Source organism: Microbacterium sp. ARD31 (assembly GCF_031844425.1).
Genome location: NZ_JAUZVE010000026.1, coordinates 1 through 21,383, shown reverse-complemented (window position 1 = coordinate 21,383; position 21,383 = coordinate 1). Strand labels below are relative to the sequence as shown.

Below are 21,383 nucleotides of genomic sequence, written 5' to 3'. Positions count from 1 at the left end.
CGCAGCACCTTCGTGATGCGGAATGGCGAAAAATGATCCGAGGCGGTCCAGACAGGCGGATCGTCCTCACCCATGACAACGAGCGCGCGGCGCATTGGGTACGCCCGCTAGGGTCTCCCCATGACGGGGGCAGCCAAGCGCATCGTTCTCGAGGTCCTCGGCTGGGTCCTGCTGCTCCTGGGCATCGCCGCGATCTTCCTGCCCGGCCCCGGCCTGCTCGGCATCTTCGCCGGTCTCGCGCTGCTCTCCCAGCAGTACGACTGGGCCGAGCGACGCGTGGAGCCGGTCCGGCTGCGCGCCCTCAAGGGCGCCGCTGAGGGCGTGGAGACCTGGCCGCGGATCATCGCGTCCTGCCTGGGCGCGCTCGTGCTCGCCGGCTGCGGTGTGCTGTGGATCATGAAGCCGCCGTCGCCGGACTGGTGGCCGCTCTCCGACACGTGGTGGCTGCCGGGTGGCATCTGGACGGGCGTGACCCAGGTCCTGTCCGCGATCATCGCCCTCGCGCTGATCGTCTACAGCTACCGGCGCTTCCACGGCGACGCCGACGCGGTCGACCAGCTCAGCCGCGAGATCGAGGAGAACGACCAGGAGCGTTCGGCACGCAGGTGACCCCTGATTCCCGGTCCGGTCCCGCCATGGGATATCGTTCCGGCGTCTCGGGCGATTGGCGCAGTGGTAGCGCGCTTCGTTCACACCGAAGAGGTCACTGGTTCGAACCCAGTATCGCCCACCGAGAGCAACCGGGCCCCGACCAGCGAGAGATCGCCGGTCGGGGCCCGTTGCACGTCTGCCCGCATGCGACCGGCCCGCCCCGGGAACCAGTGGTGGTGGAGCGCACCGACGAGGACACCACCGGCTCGTGCCCGGCGTGCGGCGGCACGGACGCCTACGAGTGGCGCGAGCGTCGTCACCTGCTCGAGCCGCCGGGCAAGCCGCTCCGGCGCTGCAGCAGCTGCCACACCGTGCTCGGCGCCGCGTGACGCCCGCATCCGTGGCATCGTCCTCCCGTGGCGATCAGGGCGGTGGTGCTGGACATCGGGGGAGTCCTCGAGGTCATCGACGACGACGTGTTCCCGGGGCCGGCGGAGGCCAGGCTCGGGCTCGCGCCCGGTGCGGTCGCGGGCGGCCTCGCCGGGCTCCCGGGCGACGCGGTCACGGGCGGCGCGACGGAGGCCGAGGTCCGCGCTGAGTGGCAGCGCGCGCTGGGCCTCGACGACGACCAGGTCGACGAGCTCGTCGAGGACTACTGGCGCTGGTACGTCGGCACGCTCGACCGACCGCTGCTCGAGTGGTTCGCTGCGCAGCGCGGCCGGCGTCGTACGGGCATCCTGTCCAACTCCGGACCCGGCGCCCGCGAGCGGGAGCGCTGCCACGGCTTCGAGCAGGTGACCGACGACATCGTCTACAGCCACGAGGTCGGCGTGGCCAAGCCCGACCCCGAGGCCTATGCGCTCACCGCGCGCCGCCTCGGCGTCGAGCCCCACGAGGTGCTGTTCCTCGACGACGTCGAGGCCAACGTCGACGCGGCCCGCGCTGCCGGCTGGCACGCCGTGCACCACGTCGACACCGCTGCCTCCATCGCGGAGATGGAGCGGATCATCGCCGCGCTCGGCTGAGCGTCCCGGTGGCGCGGATGCGCCGCAGCGGGTAAGGCTCACCTAACCTTGGCGCGTGCCCGCGCCCGTCGCCTCCCCGGTCCAGCCCCTGCGTGCCCTGTGGCGGAGGTACGGCGCCTACCGCAGCCGGTTCGTCCTCGCGGTGACGGCGTCGACGGTCAACAAGGTGGCCGACATCGTGCCGGAGCTGCTCATCGGGGCCGCGGTCGACGTCGTCGTCCGTGGCGACGCCTCCTTCGTCGGCGAGGTGCTCGGGGTGGAGTCGCGCTACGCCCAGCTGGGCTGGCTGGCCGCGTTCAACGTGGTGGTGTGGGTGGTCGAGTCCGTGTCGGAGTACGTCGCCAGCGTGCTGTGGCGCGGCCTCGCCCAGGGCGTCGAGCACGACCTGCGCGTGGAGGCCTACGACCACGTCCAGCACCTCGACCTGGGCTGGCACGAGACGCGCCCGGCCGGGTCGACGCTGGCGACCCTCAACGACGACGTCAACCAGCTCGAGCGCTTCCTCGACGTCGGCGCGCCGGCGATCCTCCAGACTGCGCTCAACGTGCTGCTGGTCGGGGCGGTGTTCGCCGCGGCCTCGACGCAGCTCCTCGTGCTCGCGTTCCTGCCCATCCCGGTGATCGTGGTCGGCTCGCTGGTCTTCCAGCGCCGGCTCGAGCCGCTCTACGACCGGGTCCGGGTGGCGGTCGCCGACCTGTCGAGCACGCTGAGCACCAACCTGTCCGGCATCGCGACGATCAAGGCCTTCACCGCCGAGGACCGCGAGCGGGACCGCGTCGCGGCCGTCTCGCAGGCCTACCGCGTGGCCAACACCGACGCGATCCGCTCCTCGGCGGCGTTCGTGCCGCTGGTGCGGATGGCGATCCTCGCCGGGTTCACGTGCACCCTCCTGCTCGGCGGCTGGGCCGCTCTGCGCGGCGACCTCGCCGTCGGGCTCTACTCGGTGCTGGTGTTCATGACGCAGCGGCTGCTGTGGCCGCTCACCGAGGTCGCGGAGGTGCTCGACCTGTACCAGCGCGGACGGGCCTCCGCGGCGCGCATCCTCGGCCTGCTCGACGTACCTGTGACCGTGCCGGCCGGCGCCCGCGCGCTCGAGCGGCCCGTCCGGGGACGCATCGAGCTGCGCGGAGTCCGCGCGGGGTACGGGGACGGGCCGGACGTGCTGCACGACCTCGACCTCGTCGTCCCGGCCGGCGAGACCCACGCGATCGTCGGCACCACGGGGTCCGGCAAGTCGTCGCTGCTGAGGCTCGTGCTGCGCTTCGACGACCCCCGCTCCGGCCGGGTGCTGCTCGACGGGCAGGACGTCCGCGGCCTCGACTGGGACTCGCTGCGCGGCTCGACCGGCTATGTCGCGCAGGACGTCTTCCTCTTCGCGGGCTCGATCGCCGACAACATCGCCTACGGCCGTCCGGGCGCCACCCGCGAGCAGGTCCGCGCGGCCGCCGAGGCGGCGGCGGCCTGGGAGTTCGTGGAGGCGCTGCCCGACGGGCTGGACACCTGGGTGGGGGAGCGTGGCGTCACCCTGTCCGGCGGGCAGCGCCAGCGCCTGGCCCTGGCCCGCGCCCTCCTGCGCGACCCTGCCGTGCTGGTGCTCGACGAGGCGACCAGCGCGGTCGACAACGAGACCGAGGCCGCCATCCAGCGCTCGCTGCGCCTGGCCACGGCGAGCTGCACCGCCCTCGTCGTCGCGCACCGGCTCTCGACCGTGCGCCACGCCGACCGCATCTGGGTGCTCGACGCGGGCCGGATCGTCGAGTCCGGGACGCACGACGACCTGCTGGTGGCCGACGGGGCCTACGCCGCGCTCTGGCGCGTCCAGACAGGCGTCCAGACAGGACAGCAGAGCCCGGTCGGTCCGTGACCGACCGGGCTCCGGCTGCGGCGTGACGCGGGACGTCAGGCCGTGGCCAGCTCCGGCTGGCGCTCCTCGGTCTCGACGGTGCGCCGCGCGTGCCGCATCCCCAGCTGGGCCAGGGCCAGCAGCACGAACGCTCCGAGGAAGGCCGCGAGGGCGGCGTAGCCGGCGATCGTGCCGATGGTGGCGAAGGCGTAGCCGTAGAGGAGCAGGCCGCGGAGGGTGTTGCCCATGAAGAGGGTCTGCCGCAGGCCGCCGAGGGCCTGGCCCTCCTCGCTCGCCTTGGCCTCGTCGTCCAGCGCGAGGAACTCGCTGCTGACCTCCTGGTAGGTGCGCCCGTCGCTCGCGGCGTTCATGTGCGCCAGGATGTAGTGGTCGGCGTAGGCCTTGGCCTCGGGGCCGGTGTTCAGCTCGCTGCCGGCGTACTCCTCGAGCGCCGCGGCGTCCTCCTTCGGCAGGCTGGCGAGGGCCTCTCCCTCGGGCATGGTGATGCCCTGCTGGGTCAGCTGCTGGTCGACCTGGTCGCCGATGAAGGTGTTGGCCCAGGTCAGGAGACCTCCGGCGATCAGGAGCACGGCGGCGAGCGCCAGCCCGGTCCAGGAGATCAGCTTGTCGAGTACCGCACGCATGATGTGCCTTCCGTCAGGGGAGTCGTGGGTCGCTCCCGCCTCGCCTACGAGGCTAGGAAGCGCCGCGCGCCACGGGATGGGGACAACGCCACCTACTCCGTGGGACCTTGGTCCCCGGAGGTCCCGGGACTCAGCCGCGCGGCCCGTCCGCCGGCGCCGGCCACACGTAGTCCAGGTCGGGTGGCACGTCGGGGAAGAGCGGGCCGTAGTGCCCCGGGTCCTTGCGCACGAGGGCGGACTGGTGGGACCGGTGGACGTCGGGGTCGCCGAGCCAGTACGGCAGCGCGTCCGCCTCGGCCAGCTCGGACTGGCTGCGGATGCGGGTCACGCCTGCCTCCCGGAGGTCGGTCACGACCGTGGTGGCGCAGGTGTCCGCGCGCCCTGCCTCCGACCAGACCTCGCAGCAGGTGAGCGTGTAGCGACCCAGCGCCTCGAGGTGGCCACGCCACATCTTCACCGCGGGGTGGTGCCGCCAGCCGTAGCCGGGCACGGTCAGCCCGAGCACCACCTGCAGGCACTCGACGCGCTGCTTGCCCAGCCGGCGCGCGTCGAGCGCGCGGGCCGAGCGCTCGAAGTCGGGGTAGGGCAGGAAGGTCTGCACCCACGACACGCTAGGCAGCCGGGCCTGCCGGACGACACAGCCGAGGGGAGGGGGTGAAGCGGGCGCGGGTGGGTACGTGGGGGCATGGATCGTGCCTCGACCGAGACCCACCGGATGACCGACAAGCCCGACTCGCCACAGGACCTGACCAAGCCGTCCTGGACCTACGTCCTGCGCAAGACCGTGCGCGAGTTCTCCGACGACCAGTGCACCGACCTGGCCGCTGCCCTCACCTACTACGCCGTGCTGGCGATGTTCCCCGCGGCGCTGGCGATGCTGTCGGTCGTCGGCCTGGTGAGCGACGGCCGGCAGACCGTCGACACGCTGCTGGAGATCATGCGTGACATCGGGGCCGGCAGCGCGGCGAAGACCCTCGAGCCCACGCTCGTCCAGCTCAGCCAGAGCTCCAGCGCCGGCTTCGGCCTCGTGCTCGGGTTGGCCGCGGCGCTGTGGTCCGCCTCGGGCTACACCGGCGCCTTCGGTCGCGGGATGAACCGGATCTACGAGGTCGACGAGGGCCGGCCGATCTGGAAGCTGCGGCCGATGATGCTGCTGGTCACCCTGGTCACCGTCGTGCTCGCCGCAGCCGTCCTCGTCGGCCTGGTCATCACCGGTCCCGCGGCCGAGGCGGTGGGCAACGCGATCGGCCTCGGCTCGACCGTCGTCACCGTCTGGAACATCGCCAAGTGGCCGGTGATGCTGCTGGTCGTCATGCTCGTCGTCGGGCTGCTCTACTACGCCACGCCCAACGTCAAGCAGCCGAAGTTCCGCTGGATCAGCGTCGGCGCCGCCGTCGCCATCGTCATCTGGATCATCGCCTCGGTCCTGTTCGGCTTCTATGTCGCCAACTTCAGCTCCTACGACAAGACCTACGGCTCGCTCGCCGGCGTCATCGTCTTCCTGCTGTGGCTCTGGATCACCAACCTCGCCCTGCTGTTCGGTGGCGAGCTCGATGCCGAGCTCGAGCGTGGCCGCGAGCTGCAGGCGGGCATGCCCGCGGAGGAGGAGATCCAGCTCCCGCCGCGCGACACCCGCAAGATCGACAAGGCCGCCGAGAAGGAGCGCGAGGACGTGCTGCGGGCACGCCGGCTGCGCGAGTCCCGCGGGCAGGACGCCGACGCGAAGACCGAGGCGAAGACCGACCCGGGGCGGGACCGGTGAGCGCTCCGCGCGTCGTCCTGGTCACCGGCGCGTCCAGCGGCATCGGCGAGGCGGTCGCCCGACAGGCTGCCGCGCGCGGTGACCACCTCGTCCTGCTCGCCCGCGGACGTGAGGCGCTGGACCGGGTCGCGGCCGACTGCGAGCGGCTCGGCGCCGCCTCGACCCTCGTCACACCGGCGGACATCAGCGACGACGCGCAGGTGGAGGCTGCCGTGGCGGAGGCGGTCGGCCGGCACGGAAGGCTCGACGTGGTCGTCAGCTCCGCCGGTGTCGTCGCCTACGGCGGGATCGACGCGGTCCCGGTCGAGGTGTTCGACCAGGTGGTCGCCACCAACCTGCTGGGCCCGGTCAACCTCGCCCGCCACGTGCTGCCGGTCCTCCGGGACCAGGACGACGGCGCGCTCGTGCTGGTCGGCTCGGTGATCGGGCACATCGGCGTGCCCGACATGGCGGCGTACGTCCTCAGCAAGTGGGGCGTGCGGGGTCTGTTCCGGCAGCTGCGCGTCGACAACCGCGACCGCCCCGGGATCCGGTTCGCCTACGTCGCCCCCGGCGGCGTGGACACCCCGATCTACCGTCAGGCGGCGACGTACGGCGACTCGGTGGGCCGCCCGCCCTTCCCGGTCGACCGGCCCGAGAAGACCGCCTCGCGCGTGCTGGTGGCCGCGGACGCACCGTGGCGCGGAGGACAGGTGGGCCTGTCCAACGACGTCATCCGGTTCGGGTTCACCGCCCTGCCGTGGGTGTACGACCGGCTGGTCGGACCGCTGTTCTCGGTGGTCGCGCAGGACCTCGTCGCCCCGGTCGTGCGCGGTCCCGGCAACGTGCTGGCGAGCCGCCAGGAGCTCAACGGGCTGCGCGGCAACCAGGGCAACCCACTGCTCGGCATCGCGGCCAACCTCGCCGAGGTCGTGCGGCGGACGGCCGGCGGACGGTCGTGACCCGGCCTGCCCGGCCGCTCCCGCGCCGCCGGCACGTGCCGCGCGAGCAGGCGGACCACCCGTTCGACCTCGCGGTCTTCGAGGGCGGCGTTGCGGAGGGCCCCGTGGTGGTGCTGGTGCACGGCTGGCCCGACACCCACCGCATGTGGGACGGCGTGGCCGAGCTGCTCGCCCCCGACTTCCGTGTCGTGGCCTACGACACCCGTGGGCAGGGTGCGTCGGCGACCGACGCGCCCGACTCGGCGTTCACCGTCGACGCCCTCGCCGACGACCTGTTCGCCGTCCTCGACGCCGTCGCCCGCGGCGAGCAGGTGCACCTGGTCGGGCACGACTGGGGCTCGGTCCAGGCGTGGGAGGCGGTGTGCCGCCCCGAGGCGGAGGAGCGCATCGCCTCCTTCACCTCGATCAGCGGCCCCCACCTCGACCACGTCGCGCACTGGGTCCGCCGCACGGTGGTGCGCCCGAGCCCGCGGGCCGTCGCGGCCCTGCTCGGACAGGCCGTGTCGTCGTCCTACCTGCCGTTCCTCGTCTCGCCCCTGGCGCCGCCCCTGCTCGGGATGCTCGACAGCGACGCGGCCAGCGGCCTGCGCTACTACCGCGGCAACCTGCGGCGTCGTACGCCCCGGTCCGCGCCGCCGCGCACCAGCGTCCCGGTGCTGCAGCTCGCCCTCACCCGGGACGTGGCGATCAGGCACGCCTCGCTCGCCGCGAGCGACCCGTGGGCCGACCGGCTCGAGCGCCGGGAGCTGCCCCACGGCCACTGGGTGGCCCGGACCCACCCGCACGTCGTGGCAGCGGAGGTCGCCGACTTCGTCCGGCGCCACGACCGGCGCGCATCCGCCTGCTGAGACGTTCTGCGTCGGGGTCGGGCGGCGCGCATGCCCGGGTGGAGCACGGGGGTACAGGGCGTGCCGACCCGAACCCCGATCCGATGCACTCGAGGAGCCCGGATGACCCCCAAGAAGCCCGTCGCCGCTGCGAAGAAGGTGGCCGGTGAGATCGCCGACGCCGTCGCGGAGGCCGTCAACCTCACTGACAAGCCGGTGCCGGGCGCGCCCGGCAGCGAGCCGCCGTCGCTGGAGGAGCCGACCGAGCCGCGTGAGGTGCCGCCGCCCAAGCCGGACCAGCAGCAGCCGACCCCGCTCTCGCCGACGGGCGCGCCGAGCGCCGACCCGTCGACCGCCAGCGCCCAGCAGGGGGCGTACCTCACCACCGCCACGGGCGTGCGCATCGGCGACAGCGACCACTCGCTCAAGGTGGGGCCGCGTGGCCCGACCGTGCTGGCCGACCACCACCTGCGCGAGAAGATCATGCACTTCGACCACGAGCGCATCCCGGAGCGCGTGGTGCACGCCCGCGGCGCCGGCGCGCACGGGGTCTTCGTCTCCAACGGCGCCGCGTCGAAGGTGAGCCGGGCCGCCGTCTTCGCCAAGGGCGAGGAGACCCGGGTGTTCGTGCGGTTCTCCACGGTGCTGGGCTCTCGCGGGTCCGCCGACACGGTGCGGGACACCCGCGGCTTCGCGACGAAGTTCTACACCCGCGAGGGCAACTGGGACCTCGTCGGCAACAACATCCCGGTCTTCTTCATCCAGGACGGCATCAAGTTCCCGGACGTCATCCACGCCGGCAAGCCGCACCCGGACCGAGAGATCCCGCAGGCCCAGAGCGCCCACGACACCTTCTGGGACTTCGTGTCCCTCCACACCGAGGCACAGCACCACGCGATCTGGAACATGTCCGACCGCGGCATCCCGCGCAGCTACCGGATGATGGAGGGCTTCGGCGTCCACACGTTCCGGCTGGTCGACGCCGACGGCGGCACCACGCTGTGCAAGTTCCACTGGAAGCCCCGGCTCGGCGTCCACTCGCTGACCTGGGAGGAGGCGCAGCTCGCCGGAGGAGTCGACCCCGACTTCCACCGCCGCGACCTGTACGACGCCATCGAGTCCGGCGCGTTCCCCGTGTGGGACCTCGGCATCCAGACCTTCCCGGACACCCCCGACCAGATGTTCGAAGGCATCGACCTGCTCGACGCCACCAAGCTGGTGCCCGAGGAGCTCGCCCCCGTGCAGGTGATCGGCACGCTCACCCTCAACGGCAACCCGACCAACTTCTTCGCCGAGACCGAGCAGGTCGCCTTCCACACCGGCCACCTGGTGCCGGGCATCGACGGCACCGACGACCCGCTGCTGATGGCGCGCAACTTCTCCTACCTCGACACCCAGCTCACGCGCCTGGCCGGACCCAACTTCAACCAGATCCCGATCAACCGCCCGCACGCGCCGGTCAACGACAACCACCGCGACGGCTTCCACCAGCAGGCCGTGCACGGAGGCGTGGCGCCCTACAAGCCCAGCTCGCTGGACGCCGGCTGCCCGTTCTTCGCCGGCGCTGACGAGGGGGCGTTCGTGGACGTGCCGGTGGAGGTGCCCACTGCCGCCAAGGTGCGCGAGAACCCTGCCTCGTTCGACGACCACTTCAGCCAGGCGCGGCTGTTCTGGAGGAGCATGTCGCCGGTCGAGCAGCAGCACATCATCAACGCCTACAGCTTCGAGCTCGGCAAGTGCTACGAGCAGGCGATCAAGGAGCGCCAGCTGCTGGCGCTGGCCAACATCGACCCCACGCTGTGCGCGGAGGTCGCCACCGCGCTGGGCCTGCCCGCTCCCCGGCCGACCGTCGAGGTGGAGGACCCGGCTCCCAGCCCCGCCCTCTCGCAGGTCGGCGAGACCTGGCCCGCCGACGGCCGCCTGGTCGGTGTCGTGGTCGACCCCGCGGGTGACCTCGGTGCCGTCGCCGAGCTCCGCGAGGGCCTGCTCGCCGCCGGCGTGCTGCCGCTGCTGATCGCGCCCCGAGGCGGCGAGCTGGGCGAGGGGCTGGTGGCGCAGCGCACCTTCGCCACCGCCCGCTCGGTCGAGTTCGACGCCCTGGTGGTGGCGGGCGCCGCCCCGCCCGCCCCGGACGCGATCGTGAACCGGGACAGCAAGGCCGGGGACGCCTCGACGGTCGCGACCGACCCACGCGTCGGCCTCCTGGTCGAGGAGTGCTTCCGGCACTGCAAGGCGGTGCTCGCCCTCGGTGAGGGACGGTCGGTGATCGACGAGCTCGGTCTCGCCGGCGCCGGTGTGGTGACCGGCGACGGCGCCGGCGAGCTGCACGACGACCTGCTCGCCCTGCTGGGCGGGCACCGGTCGTGGGAGCGGTTCGCGACCCGGGTGTGAGACCCGTGCCGTGAGTCCCGCACGACGACGGGCGCAGGCCCCGGCTCAGGCCGACAGGAGCCAGCGCCCGTCGTCGTCGCAGCGGACGAGACCCCGCTCCTCGAAGGCCTCCAGCCACCCGCGCATGGGCACGACGCCCCACCGGCGGCGGTAGACCTCGGCGTTGCGCACGATGTCGGCCACGTGCTCCACCGGCGGGCGGGAGACGGGGTGCCACTGGTGGTAGGCCCGGGCCGCGCCCACCCAGCCGAGGTCGAGCCCCGCGGCCAGGACCACCCGGGCGAAGTCCGTGTCCTCGCCGCCGTAGCCGACGTAGTCCTCGCAGAACCCGCCCGTCGCCCGCCACGCCTCGGCCGAGCAGGCGAAGGACAGCGACCAGAACAGGTCCGGGTCCGCGTCGGCCAGGCGCTCGCCCGGTGCCGGAGCGGGCCGGGCCGGGTGGGGCGCGTCCAGCGCGCCGAGCGCGGCCAGGTCGTAGCCTCCGGGCGGTCGCGGGTCGAGGTAGGTGACCGGGCCCGACCACACCGTCCGCGGCTCCTCGGCCACCACGTCGGCGTACGCCTCGACGAGGTCCGGCGCCGCGAGGCAGTCGACGTCGAGGAAGACCAGCGTGGTGGCGCCCCGGTCGAGCGCGTGCGCCGCGCCGCGGTTGCGGGCCGTGGCCACGGGCAGGCCCAGGGGATGGGGCGGCACGGTGACGCTGCTGTCGGCCACCTCCGGGTCGTCGACGGCGACCACCACGTGCTCGTACGACGTCGTGGACCGGGCGAGCGACGCCCGCTGGCGCGCGAGGTGCTCGCGCCGGCCGTGCACGACGGTGACGACAGCGGTGCGTGCCCCGCTCACGCGAGCCCCTCGTGGGCGACCTGCTTGACCACGTCGGCCAGCCGCGTGGGGGCGAAGCCGTCGCACCACTCCGCCCAGCCCTGCCCGTCGAGGAACACCGCCTCGTCGAGCAGGTCGCGCCAGCCCGTCCGCGGCACGCGGTCGACCACGACGGCGGGCCACCCGTCGCGCAGGGCCCGCGCGGTGGTCTGCTGCTCGTGGAAGGGCCGGTCCGCCGGCACCACCACGGCGGGGACCCGCATCGCGGCGACCTCGGCGAGGGAGTTCTGGCCCGGGTGCAGGACCGCGACGTCCGCGTCCGCGAGGACCGCCGCCGGGTCGGCGTGCCAGGAGCCGAGGGTGCGACTGAGCACCGTCCAGTCCCAGTCCGGGGTCTGCTCCTGGGCACGGGCGACCACCTGGGCGGTGAAACCGTCACCGCCGGTCCCGGCGAGGAGCACGGCGTGCGGTCGGCGCCGCGTCCGCACCCGGTCCGTCGCGACAGGGAAGCGCGAGACGGCACCGATCGTGTGCATCCGCTCGCCCGGCACCCCGAGGCCGGGCAGGAGGCGGTCGGTCCAGCCGTCTGGCCAGGCGCCCACCACCGCCGACGCGACCCCGAAGCCGAGCAGGTGGGCGGAGTCGGTGCGGACGCCCGGTGCCGTCATGGCGACCACGGGCGTGCCGTGCAGGCGGGCCAGCAGGCCGACCTCCACCGACTGGTCCACCACCAGCGCCGCAGGAGCGTGGCGCTCGATCCAGGCCGCGATGGCCGCCATCCGCTTGCGCAGTCCTTGGTCACCGGTGGGCACCCAGTGCAGCCGCCCGGCGGCGGTCACGTCCGCCTCGGCGTACGACGACGCGGCGTCGTCGCGGGGCAGCTGGAGCCACGGCCCGGTCCAGGCGTCGGGGCGGGGGAGCGAGCTGATCCCGGTCACGGGGCCGGGCAGGTGCGGTGCGACGGTGACCGCCCGGTGGAGGTGCCCGCTGCCCTGGTGGTGGACGTAGTAGCCGATCACGCCGCCAGGCCCCCGGCGAGCAGGTCGACGTAGAGGCCCTCGTAGAGGTCCACCATCCGGGTGAGGGACAGGTCGCGCTCGGCGTGGGCGCGGCACTGGACGCGGTCCAGCGTCGCCGCCTCCTCCATCGCCCGGGCGAGCATCGCGACGTCGCCGGGACGGGCCAGCCGGCCGGTCTCGGCGGTGAGCACCTCGGGCAGGCCACCGCGCGCGTAGGCGGCGACCGGGGTGCCGCAGGACAGCGCCTCGGCGGCGACCAGCCCGTAGGGCTCGTCCCAGTCCGGTGTCACGACCGCGACGGCTGCGGCCCCGACGAGCGTCGCCAGGTCCGCCTGCGCGAGGTGGCCGGCGTACGTCGCCTCGGCACCGAGCAGCGGCTCGACTGCCTCGTGGAAGTAGTCGAGGTCGAGGACCGGGCCGGCCAGCACGATCGGGATGCCGGCCAGGTGGGCCGCCTGGAGGGCCTGGTGGGGCGCCTTCTCCGGCACGATGCGCCCCGACCAGACCGCCGTCGCGCCGCCGGGGCCGACGGGCCAGCGGCTGACGTCGACGCCGTTCGGCACGCAGGTGACGTCGGCGACCGACGACCACGACGACGCGGTGTAGCGCGAGACCGCGGCGAAGGAGCTGGCGCCGGCGTCGAGGCGCACCGCCGACTCCAGCCACCACAGGGGAGGGGTGTGCAGGGTGGTGAGCACCGGCATCGGCAGCGTCCGTGCCATGGCGACGGGCAGGTAGTGGAGGCTGTTGTTGTGCAGCACGTCGAAGCGCTGCGCGTCCTGCCCGGCCAGCCCGAGCATGAGCGAGAGGTAGGCGTGGTGCTCGGCCACCTCGACGTACGGCGGTGCGCCCACGTCGTGACGTCCGGCGTGCTCCGGCAGCGCGTCCACCTCGAGCTCCTCCACGCCCAGCGAGGGGTCCGAGCCCGGCGCGGCGAAGACCGCGACGTCGTGCCCGCGCCGGACCAGCTCGTGCGCGAGGTGCCAGGTCATCGACTCCAGGCCACCGGTGAACGGCTCGACGATCGGGAAGCGGCTGTTGGCCACGAGGCAGATGCTCAACCGCTCGCGGACGGGCAGAGCGGTCACCTGCTCAGCTCCTGGTAGAGCTCCTCGTGGACCCGGGCCACCGTGCGTCGCTGCTCCGTGCGCTCGTCGAGGGTCGCGCCCCACCGGGGGCGCTCGGTGTGCGCCCGCACCACGGCGTCCCGCAACGACGCGGCGTCGAAGTCGTCACCGTCGTTGGTGTAGGTCAGCACCGGGCCCTGGTCGGCGTAGTAGCCGCAGCTGGGCGCCAGCACGGTGGTCTGCAGGTCCCGGCAGGCCTCGAGCCAGCCCGAGTGCGTGCCGAAGGTGTAGGGGAGCACGGAGAGGTCGAGCGAGGCGAGGTAGGCCCAGAGGTCCTCGTCGGAGTAGTAGTCGTGCACGTGCAGCTCGAGACGTCGCGCCGCCGCCTCGGACCGGAGCCAGTCCGACAGCTCGGCGTCGTGACGCGCGCCGTCGGCGTCCAGGATGTCGCGATGGCAGTTGACCTGCAGCACGGCGTCGTCGAGCCGCTCCACCGTCTCGACAAGGGTCGGCAGGAGCCGCATCGGGTCCATGTTGGCCCGCAGGCTCTTGAGGTGGAGGCCGACGCGGAACGGCCGGTGCCGCAGCAGCGGTCGCACCGTCAGCGCCCGCGAGATCGTCGGCAGGTCGACGACGTGGGGGTGGGGGACGGCGGTCGGTGTGCGACCCCACCGGCGCTCGATCTCGGCGGCGGCTCCCGGGGTGAGGGTGACGAGCGCGTCGGCGGCGGCCACCAGGACGTCGAGCTGGGCGTCATGCAGCTGCTGGTCGGTGTGGTGCGGGTTGCGCAGGTCGTGCACGGTGAACACGAACGGCTTGCCGCGCCCGCGGACGACCCGGGTGAGCGTGTCGAGCTGCTCGGGCGGGCAGGCGTCGAAGCCGAAGTGCAGGTGGAACACGTCGAAGTCGGCCTGCCGGGCCCAGTCCGGGTCCAGCATCACCGGCGGCCACCAGGTCGCACCCGCGGGGCGGTCGGGGCGCCCGGGGTCGGGGTCGGGAAGGCGTACGGCGCCACGGCCGTCGAGGGGGGACAGGTGCCGCACGTACACGTGCCCCGAGGGCACGGAGGCCACGGTGAGGGGCCGGGTCGGGGCGCCCGCCACCCGGCGCTGAGCGATCGTCATGCGGTGTCGTACCCAGAAGCGCTTCTCCTCACCGCGTCGTCCACCCGCTCGGGTGAACGCGAAACCGGGGTGAGCCGGCCCTGCCCCGGCCGATAGCATCGACCGGGCCGGCACACCCGTCCGGCCGCTCACCACACCATTCACATCACTCCCAGGAGGAGCCCTCGTGTCCGACATCCAGGTCGTCCGCATCCACGCCGAGCAGCGTGCGGAGACCGCGGTCACGACGGGCACCAAGGCCTGGGAGCTGTTCCGCGACGACGCGGACGTGATCGCCGCCCGCGTCGGCGGCGCGCTCAAGGACCTGTCCTACGAGCTCGCCGACGGCGACGAGGTCGAGGGTGTCGCCATCGACAGCCCCGACGGCCGCGAGATCCTGCGCCACTCGACCGCCCACGTGATGGCCCAGGCGGTGCAGCAGCTCTGGCCCGAGGCGAAGCTGGGCATCGGCCCGCCGATCGAGAACGGGTTCTACTACGACTTCGACGTCGAGACCCCGTTCGTGCCCGAGGACCTCGTGAAGATCGAGTCCGCGATGCGCAAGATCATCAAGGAGAACCAGCGCTTCGAGCGCCGGGTCACCACCGACGCCGACGCCCTGGACGAGCTCCAGGACGAGCCCTACAAGATCGAGCTGATCGGGCTCAAGGGCGGCGCCGGCACCGAGGGCACCGAGGGCGCCAGCGTCGAGGTGGGGGCCGGCGAGCTCACCATCTACGACAACATCGGCCGCAACGGCGAGGCGAGGTGGTCCGACCTGTGCCGCGGCCCGCACCTGCCGACCACCAAGCGGATCCCCGCGTTCAAGCTGATGCGGAGCGCCGCGGCGTACTGGCGCGGCGACGAGAAGAACAAGCAGCTCCAGCGCATCTACGGCACCGCCTGGGAGTCCAAGGAGGCCCTCGAGGAGCACCTCCACCGCATCGAGGAGGCCGAGCGCCGCGACCACCGCAAGCTCGGTCGCGAGCTCGACCTGTTCTCCTTCCCCGACGAGATCGGGTCGGGCATGGCCGTCTTCCACCCCAGGGGTGGCGTGATCAAGCGGGAGATGGAGGACTACGTCCGCCGCCGGCACCTCGAGGAGGGCTTCGACTACGTCGGCACCCCCCACATCAGCAAGGACGGGCTGTTCCACACCTCCGGGCACCTGCCCTACTACGCGGACACCATGTTCCCGCCGATGGAGATGGAGCACGCCGAGTACCGCCTCAAGGCGATGAACTGCCCCATGCACAACCTCATCTACCGCTCACGCCAGCGCTCCTACCGTGAGCTCCCGCTGCGGTTCTTCGAGTTCGGGTCGGTCTACCGCTACGAGAAGTCCGGCGTCGTGCACGGCCTGACCCGCGTGCGTGCGATGACCCAGGACGACTCGCACTCCTACGTCACCCCGGAGCAGGCCTCGGCCGAGGTCGAGCACCTGCTCACCTTCGTCACCGGGCTGCTGCGCGACTTCGGCCTCGACGACTACTACTTCGAGCTGTCGACCCGCGACGACTCCAAGCCCGACAAGTTCATCGGCTCCGACGACCAGTGGGAGACCGCGACCTCGGTGCTCGAGACGGCCGCGCGCAAGTTCGGCGTCGACCTCGTGCCCGACCCGGGCGGCGCGGCGTTCTACGGCCCCAAGATCTCCGTCCAGGCCAAGGACGCGATCGGGCGGACCTGGCAGATGTCGACCATCCAGTACGACTTCAACCAGCCGGCGGCCGACCGCTTCGACCTGGAGTACGTCGCCGCCGACGGGTCCCGCCAGCAGCCGGTGATGATCCACTCCGCGAAGTTCGGCTCGATCGAGCGGTTCATCGGCGTCCTGGTCGAGCACTACGCCGGCGCGTTCCCGCCCTGGCTGGCACCCGTCCAGGTCCAGGGCATCCCGATCGCCGAGCGCCACAACGACTACCTCTTCGACATCGCGAGGCAGATGAAGGCACAGGGCCTGCGCGTCGAGGTGGACGACTCCGACGACCGGATGCAGAAGAAGATCCGCAACGCGCAGCTGCAGAAGGTGCCGTTCATGATGATCGCCGGCGACGATGACGTCGAGAAGGGTGCCGTCAGCTTCCGCTACCGCGACGGCCGCCAGGACAACGGCGTACCCCTGGCGGACGCGATCGAGCGGGTGGCCGCGGCAGTGGCGAGCCGCGAGCAGGTCTGAGCCCCTGATCGATGGTTGAGGTGCGAGCGCAGCGGGCCTCGGAACCGCGTCGTCCCGTCGTCGACCTGACCGACGAGGAGGCGCGCCGGGCGCTGCCCCTGAAGTGGGGCGTGCCCGACGACGTCATCCCCGCCTGGGTCGCGGAGATGGACTACGCCGTCGACCCCGTCGTCCTCGGGGCGGTGCAGGAGGCGCTGGCCGACGGCATCACCGGCTACCCCGTCCTCCGCGACGAGGCGCTCGCGACGTCGTATGCCGGCTGGGCGGGGCGGCACTTCGGCTGGGCGCCCGAGCCCGAGGCCGTGCAGCCCGTCGTCGACGTGACGGCCGGGGTGCGGCTCGCGATCGACGTGCTCAGCGGTCCCGGCGGGGTGGTGTTCCCGACGCCCGGCTACAACGCGCAGCACGGACTCCCCCAGGTCACCGGTCGCACGGAGCACCTGCTGGCGGTGCCGACGTCGGCCGAGCGGTGCGAGATCGACCTCGACGCCCTCGACAGGCTCCTCGCCAGGGGCGCCCAGACGCTGCTGCTCACGCAGCCGCACAACCCGTGGGGCCGGGTGTTCACCCGCGCGGAGCTCGAGGGGATCCGCGACGTGGTGGTGGCCCACGGCGCCCGGGTGGTCAGCGACGAGATCCACGCCCCGCTGGTGCTGCCCGGCGCCCAGCACGTGTCGTACCTCTCGATCGAGGGCACCCACGACCACGCCGTCGCCGTGGTGGCCGCGTCGAAGGCCTTCAACACCGCGGGCCTGCGCTGCGCGCAGCTGGTGGTGCCCTCGGCGGCCGACCGGGAGCGCCTCGCCGCCGAGCCGATGTCGCGCAACGACTCCTGGTCGCCCCTCGGCGTGGTCGCCGCGCGCGCGGCCTACGAGCACGGCGACCCGTGGCTCGCGTCGCTCGTCGAGCGCCTCGACCAGCAGCGCACCCTCCTCGGGGAGCTGCTCGCCGCCCACCTGCCCGAGGTGCGCATGCGCCCGCTGGAGGCGACGTACCTCGCCTGGCTCGACGCCTCCGCCTACGGCCACGACGACGCCGCCGCCGTCGCCCTCGAGCGCGGCCGGGTGATGCTGAGCCCCGGCGCCTCCTACGCCCCCGGCACCACCGGCCAGGTCCGCCTCAACATCGCCACCTCGCCCGCCCGTCTCACAGAGATCGTCGAGCGCCTGGCCAAGGCCTGGCGCTAGGTCGCGCCGCCTCCACCGGGTCGGCTTCGGGGCCGGGCCGCGCCGGATGACGCGATCCCCATCGACGCCATCGCCATCGACGCCTCCTCCTGCGCATGCGATGCGTCCGCTCGTGTCGGTGTGCGGATCTCAGACGGTGCTCCCCAGCGTCAGGTGCGCACGTGCGGCGGATGTCGCCCCGCTCCGACGACTGGACGGGCCAGAACCGCCGCACGTGCGCGCGACGGTCGGCGCGACGTCCGGCCCGCCGGCGCAGCTAGTCGGACGAGCGACCGTGTCCGTCGTGGAGCTCAGCCGACGGGTCGTTGTCAGGACCGAAGCCGAGCGAGTTGAGCACGCCGAACGCCATCAGCGCCACGGCGAGACCCACGACGAGCGCCACCACGATGAGCACCACCGACCAGTCCATGCGTCCCCCTCAGCTGCTGTAGGTCTCGCATCCTCCCACACGGCGTGGATCGTCGAGGTCGACGAACGTGCGTCCGCCTGCCCTGACATCATCGCCGTCATGATGGTGGGGCTCATCGGCGACCTGGAGGGCGAGTCCGCGGCGGCGATCGACTGTCTCAGGATGCTCGGTGAGCGCGGGGACGTGCACGTGGCCTACCAGCTCGGCGACCTGCGGTTCGGCTACGGCCCGGATCCCGACGGCTACCTCCAGGTGATCGAGTCACTGTGCGCCGAGTACGGGATCGAGCTGCAGTGCATCACCGGGAACCACGAGAACTGGGCGACCCTCGACGCGCTGTGGGCCGACCCGCGGTGGCAGGACGAGCACGGCACCCTCCGGCCGATCCCCGTGACCGACCACGTCACCATGCTGCCTCGCGGCTTTCGCTGGGAGCTGGGTGGCCGGTCGTTCGTCGCCCTCGGGAGCGCGCCGTCGGTGAACCGCCACCTGCTGACGGAGGGCATCGACTGGTGGCCCTCCGAGGTGCTCCGTGAGGAGCACGTGCGGGCCACGATCGCCGGCGGTCATGCAGAGGTGATGCTCACCCACGACAGCCCCGGCCGCCCCTACTGCACCCCACCGGTCGGCGAGATCATGGCCGACAACCCGCTGGGCTGGCCCGAGGACGTCCTCGCGTACGCCGACGACGGGGTCGAGAAGATGACGCGGGCCGTGTCGGGCGTCCGACCCCGCCTGCTGGCGCACGGGCACTTCCACGTCGCGGGGGAGGCGGTCGTACGACTGCCGGGCGCGGATCACGACACGACGATCTGGTCGCTCGCGGCGCGGCGCGACCAGGGCAACGTCCGTGTCCTCGACCTGGACACCCTGGCCGCGCCGAGCCAGCCCGAGGCTCAGAGCAGGCGACCGCAGTTCGGCCAGGGGGAGCGGCCGCGCTGCTTGTAGAGCAGCTTGGCGCGGTAGGTCTGCTCACCGGCCGACGCGGAGGTCGGCAGGCCCGAGCCGCCGACGCTGCGCCAGGTGCCGATGTCGAACTGGTAGAGCCCGTAGTAGCCGGCCGGGTTGACGGCGTTCGGGTTGCCGCCGGACTCGCAGTTGGCGAGCGCGCCCCAGTTGAGGCCGTCGGTGCCCGGCACGGTGAACGGCTTGCGGCCGACGAGCACCCGCCGGGGGCGGGCGTCGCGGACGAGCTTCTTCTGGACCACGCGCGAGCGGACCTGCTCGCCGTTGTGCAGGGTCTTCAGCTTGACGACCTTGCGCACGCCGGGGCGACCCTCGCGCACGACCTTGCGCTTGCCGGGCTTCAGCTTCGTGGTGAAGATCTCGACGGTGCCCGCGCGCACGCGCTCGCGCGTGGCCTTGCGGACCTTCTCCACGTCGGTCATCTTCACGACGTCGCCCTCGCGGACGCGCTTCTTCGCGCCGGTGACCTTGCGGCCGTCACGGACGACCTTCACCAGGTCGTTGCCGTCGACCGGCACGCCCTGGGCCTCGAGGAGCTTGCCGGGCCACACGCGCGGCGCGGTGGCGACGGCGACGGCGGGCTGGTCGGCGACCTTCACGCGGACGGCGACGGCGTCGGCCTCCGCGGCGGTGGCGCTGGCGGGCACCAGACCGAGGGCGAGTGCGGCCACGGCGGTGCTGGCTGCGACACGACGACGGACGGATCGAGCGGCGGGCTGGGTGGGTGTGGTGGTGGCACGCACGTGCTTCTGACCTCACATGGTTGGGCGCGGGGGCGCTCGGACGCGACACCGTCGGGACGGGCGTCGAGGCCGCGGCGGCGATCACCTCGCGAGGGGAGGTGCCCTGTCCACGACGAGGGCCACTGCCTGCGGCCCCACCACCAGAACATGCCTCGGCGGGCATGTCGAATCGGGGACGGCGGCTGAGCGGGGGAGCGTGAGCGGACTCACGCCGCGGCTCACACGCTCTTGACGTACCTCCGGCACGGCGACACGAAGCGCTCGCCGCCCGCGGTGACCTCGTACGGCAGGTCGCCCGCGTCGGTCCAGCCCTGCTTCTCGTAGAACGCTCGGGCCCGGGCGTTGCCGGTGACGACGGCGAGCCACGCCGACACGTGGCCGGCCGCGGCCACCCGGCGCTCGGCCTCCGCCAGCAGCAGCGGTGCGAGGCCCGACCCCCGCGCGGAGCGGCCGACGAAGACCTGCTCGACCTCGTCGTCGACGACCATCACGAACCCGAGCAGCTCGTCGTCGTCGGACACCGCGACCGTCGTGTCGGCGACACGGGACGGCGTGCGCTCGTGGAACGCCGGCAACGTCCGGGCGGCGGTGAGCCCCTCGGGCACGTGACCTGCGTGACCGTCGTGCCAGCCCTCGTGCCACAGGTCGGCCACGGCGGCCATGTCGGCGTCAGTGGCCGGTCGGATCGACGTCATCGCCCCACCCTAGGATCGCGGCATGAGCGACGACGCGCTGGAGCGGATCTGGACGCCCCACCGGATGGCCTACGTCCGCACCGCCGTCGACGACGAGGGCTGCCCCTTCTGCGCGATCCCGCACCACCCCGACGAGGAGACCCTGGTCGTGGCTCGGGGCGAGTCGACCTACGCCGTGCTCAACCTGCACCCCTACAACCCCGGCCACCTCATGGTCCTGCCCTACCGCCACGTCGCTGACCTCGCTGACCTCACGCAGTCCGAGTCGGCCGAGCTGATGGCGATGACCCAGCAGGCGCTGCGTGCCATCCGGGAGGTCAGCCGCCCGCACTCGTTCAACATCGGCCTCAACCTCGGCCGTTCCGCGGGCGGTTCGCTCTCGGAGCACCTGCACCAGCACGTCGTGCCGCGCTGGACCGGCGACGCCAACTTCATCACCGTCGTCGGCGGCACCAAGACCCTGCCGCAGCTGCTCGAGGACACCCGCGACCTGATCGCCGGCGCCTGGGACGACGCTCAGGCCACGCGGTAGGGGTGCTCCGCCTCCCGGCCCTGGAAGGACAGGATCGCGGGGTTTCGCACACGTCCGTCGCGGATCTCGATGGCGCGGCTGATGGTCTCGTCGGCGTCCCACGCGGCGGGGCCGGCGAGCACGGTGTCCACGAAGGGCAACAGGGCCTCGCTGTTCTCCCAGGTGGCCGAGCTCCAGAGGTACGACGGGCTGTGGTCGACGGCGTAGTAGTGGACGCGGTCAGCGACGGTGAACATCGGGTCGTCGAACGTCGTCGGCACGGCCCAGGAGAAGCCCATGCCCTCGTCGCACGACACGTCCACGACCAGGCTGCCCTTCCGGAACGCGGCCACGTCCTCGGTGCGCAGGTAGGTGAGCGGCGCCGCGGTGTCCTGGAGCGTGCAGTTGACCACGATGTCGTTCTCGGCGAGGTACGCCGCCAGGGGCTCGCGTCCACGGTCGGTGATGACGTGGCTGACTCCCGGGGTGTCGGGGTCGTGGTCGAACTGTCGGATCCGCACCGAGTGGATGGGCGATCCCACCGCAGCGACCCCGCGGGTCGTGAGGACGGCGACGTCGTTCACGCCGTGCGCCTTGAGGGCGGTGACCGCGCCACGCGCGGTGGCGCCGAAGCCGATGACGACTGCGCTCAGCC

Annotated in this window: 21 protein-coding genes, 1 tRNA gene and 1 pseudogene; 13 read left to right on the top strand and 10 right to left on the bottom strand. The window is 72.8% G+C overall.

Going from position 1 to position 21,383, the window contains the following annotated elements:
- The first annotated feature begins 120 nt into the window (after window positions 1-120).
- The 5 genes from Q9S36_RS35120 (at window position 121) to Q9S36_RS35100 (ending at window position 3,480) form a co-directional block, all read left to right on the top strand.
- Window positions 121-609 carry a PGPGW domain-containing protein gene (locus tag Q9S36_RS35120; protein ID WP_311289431.1) on the top strand — a complete coding sequence of 163 codons (489 nt, stop codon included), beginning with the start codon at window positions 121-123 and terminating at the stop codon, window positions 607-609.
- Window positions 610-658: 49 nt separating this feature from the next.
- Window positions 659-730: transfer RNA gene (locus tag Q9S36_RS35115), tRNA-Val, on the top strand.
- Between the two features lie 94 nt (window positions 731-824).
- Window positions 825-980, top strand: a complete 156-nt coding sequence (locus Q9S36_RS35110) for a hypothetical protein (protein ID WP_311289430.1) — start codon at window positions 825-827, stop codon at window positions 978-980.
- 27 nt (window positions 981-1,007) lie between these two features.
- Entirely contained in the window at window positions 1,008-1,616 is a 609-nt protein-coding gene (locus tag Q9S36_RS35105) for an HAD family phosphatase (protein ID WP_311289429.1), read from the top strand.
- Window positions 1,617-1,671: 55 nt separating this feature from the next.
- The gene (locus Q9S36_RS35100; protein WP_311289428.1) at window positions 1,672-3,480 is read left to right on the top strand and encodes an ABC transporter ATP-binding protein; all 1,809 of its coding nucleotides are present in this window, start codon (window positions 1,672-1,674) and stop codon (window positions 3,478-3,480) included.
- A 35-nt stretch (window positions 3,481-3,515) separates the two neighbouring features.
- On the opposite strand, the gene Q9S36_RS35095 is transcribed toward Q9S36_RS35100, so the two are convergent.
- Window positions 3,516-4,103 carry a hypothetical protein gene (locus tag Q9S36_RS35095; RefSeq protein ID WP_311289427.1) on the bottom strand — a complete coding sequence of 196 codons (588 nt, stop codon included), beginning with the start codon at window positions 4,101-4,103 and terminating at the stop codon, window positions 3,516-3,518.
- 130 nt (window positions 4,104-4,233) lie between these two features.
- Window positions 4,234-4,704, bottom strand: coding sequence for an MSMEG_6728 family protein (locus Q9S36_RS35090; protein ID WP_311289426.1), 471 nt, complete (start codon window positions 4,702-4,704; stop codon window positions 4,234-4,236).
- Window positions 4,705-4,788: 84 nt separating this feature from the next.
- Here Q9S36_RS35090 and Q9S36_RS35085 point away from each other — a divergent pair, with 84 nt between their 5' ends.
- From Q9S36_RS35085 to Q9S36_RS35070, 4 genes are all read left to right on the top strand, one after another.
- Window positions 4,789-5,865 carry a YihY/virulence factor BrkB family protein gene (locus tag Q9S36_RS35085; protein WP_311289425.1) on the top strand — a complete coding sequence of 359 codons (1,077 nt, stop codon included), beginning with the start codon at window positions 4,789-4,791 and terminating at the stop codon, window positions 5,863-5,865.
- Entirely contained in the window at window positions 5,862-6,806 is a 945-nt protein-coding gene (locus Q9S36_RS35080) for an SDR family NAD(P)-dependent oxidoreductase (protein ID WP_311289424.1), read from the top strand. Before Q9S36_RS35085 ends, Q9S36_RS35080 begins: the two co-directional genes overlap by 4 nt.
- Complete coding sequence (locus Q9S36_RS35075; RefSeq protein WP_311289423.1) at window positions 6,803-7,654, top strand: alpha/beta fold hydrolase; 852 nt, start codon at window positions 6,803-6,805, stop codon at window positions 7,652-7,654. Before Q9S36_RS35080 ends, Q9S36_RS35075 begins: the two co-directional genes overlap by 4 nt.
- Before the next feature lie 102 nt (window positions 7,655-7,756).
- The gene (locus Q9S36_RS35070; RefSeq protein ID WP_311289422.1) at window positions 7,757-10,024 is read left to right on the top strand and encodes a catalase; all 2,268 of its coding nucleotides are present in this window, start codon (window positions 7,757-7,759) and stop codon (window positions 10,022-10,024) included.
- A 45-nt stretch (window positions 10,025-10,069) separates the two neighbouring features.
- Here Q9S36_RS35070 and Q9S36_RS35065 read toward each other — a convergent pair whose 3' ends face one another.
- Genes Q9S36_RS35065 through Q9S36_RS35050 form a run of 4 tightly spaced genes read right to left on the bottom strand, consistent with a single transcriptional unit; the run spans window position 10,070 to window position 14,059 of the window.
- On the bottom strand, window positions 10,070-10,870 hold the full coding sequence (locus Q9S36_RS35065) for a galactosyltransferase-related protein (RefSeq protein ID WP_311289421.1): 801 nt from the start codon (window positions 10,868-10,870) through the stop codon (window positions 10,070-10,072).
- Window positions 10,867-11,868: a glycosyltransferase gene (locus tag Q9S36_RS35060; RefSeq protein WP_311289420.1), complete on the bottom strand. Its 1,002-nt coding sequence runs from the start codon at window positions 11,866-11,868 to the stop codon at window positions 10,867-10,869. Before Q9S36_RS35060 ends, Q9S36_RS35065 begins: the two co-directional genes overlap by 4 nt.
- Window positions 11,865-12,956 carry a glycosyltransferase gene (locus tag Q9S36_RS35055; RefSeq protein ID WP_311289419.1) on the bottom strand — a complete coding sequence of 364 codons (1,092 nt, stop codon included), beginning with the start codon at window positions 12,954-12,956 and terminating at the stop codon, window positions 11,865-11,867. Before Q9S36_RS35055 ends, Q9S36_RS35060 begins: the two co-directional genes overlap by 4 nt.
- On the bottom strand, window positions 12,953-14,059 hold the full coding sequence (locus Q9S36_RS35050) for a glycosyltransferase family 1 protein (RefSeq protein WP_311289418.1): 1,107 nt from the start codon (window positions 14,057-14,059) through the stop codon (window positions 12,953-12,955). Before Q9S36_RS35050 ends, Q9S36_RS35055 begins: the two co-directional genes overlap by 4 nt.
- A 400-nt stretch (window positions 14,060-14,459) precedes the next feature.
- On the opposite strand from Q9S36_RS35050, the gene thrS reads away from it, so the two are divergent.
- Window positions 14,460-16,217, top strand: a complete 1,758-nt coding sequence (thrS, locus tag Q9S36_RS35045; RefSeq protein ID WP_396653906.1) for a threonine--tRNA ligase — start codon at window positions 14,460-14,462, stop codon at window positions 16,215-16,217.
- Window positions 16,218-16,228: 11 nt separating this feature from the next.
- Window positions 16,229-17,404 carry an aminotransferase class I/II-fold pyridoxal phosphate-dependent enzyme gene (locus tag Q9S36_RS35040; protein WP_311289417.1) on the top strand — a complete coding sequence of 392 codons (1,176 nt, stop codon included), beginning with the start codon at window positions 16,229-16,231 and terminating at the stop codon, window positions 17,402-17,404.
- 256 nt (window positions 17,405-17,660) lie between these two features.
- Here the strand turns inward: Q9S36_RS35040 and Q9S36_RS35035 are convergent, their stop codons facing one another.
- The gene (locus tag Q9S36_RS35035; protein ID WP_311289416.1) at window positions 17,661-17,813 is read right to left on the bottom strand and encodes a hypothetical protein; all 153 of its coding nucleotides are present in this window, start codon (window positions 17,811-17,813) and stop codon (window positions 17,661-17,663) included.
- A gap of 99 nt (window positions 17,814-17,912) precedes the next feature.
- On the opposite strand from Q9S36_RS35035, the gene Q9S36_RS35030 reads away from it, so the two are divergent.
- A complete protein-coding gene (locus Q9S36_RS35030; RefSeq protein WP_311289415.1) occupies window positions 17,913-18,761 on the top strand; it encodes a metallophosphoesterase in 849 nt (282 codons plus the stop codon).
- Here Q9S36_RS35030 and Q9S36_RS35025 read toward each other — a convergent pair.
- Window positions 18,710-19,522, bottom strand: coding sequence for a transglycosylase family protein (locus Q9S36_RS35025; protein WP_311289414.1), 813 nt, complete (start codon window positions 19,520-19,522; stop codon window positions 18,710-18,712). The genes Q9S36_RS35030 and Q9S36_RS35025 overlap by 52 nt on opposite strands.
- A 218-nt stretch (window positions 19,523-19,740) precedes the next feature.
- Window positions 19,741-20,217: a GNAT family N-acetyltransferase gene (locus Q9S36_RS35020; RefSeq protein WP_311289413.1), complete on the bottom strand. Its 477-nt coding sequence runs from the start codon at window positions 20,215-20,217 to the stop codon at window positions 19,741-19,743.
- A gap of 22 nt (window positions 20,218-20,239) precedes the next feature.
- On the opposite strand from Q9S36_RS35020, the gene Q9S36_RS35015 reads away from it, so the two are divergent.
- On the top strand, window positions 20,240-20,749 hold the full coding sequence (locus tag Q9S36_RS35015; protein ID WP_311289412.1) for an HIT domain-containing protein: 510 nt from the start codon (window positions 20,240-20,242) through the stop codon (window positions 20,747-20,749).
- Here Q9S36_RS35015 and Q9S36_RS35010 read toward each other — a convergent pair.
- Window positions 20,734-21,383: pseudogene (locus Q9S36_RS35010) on the bottom strand (alanine dehydrogenase); the annotation flags it as partial. The gene Q9S36_RS35015 and the pseudogene Q9S36_RS35010 overlap by 16 nt on opposite strands.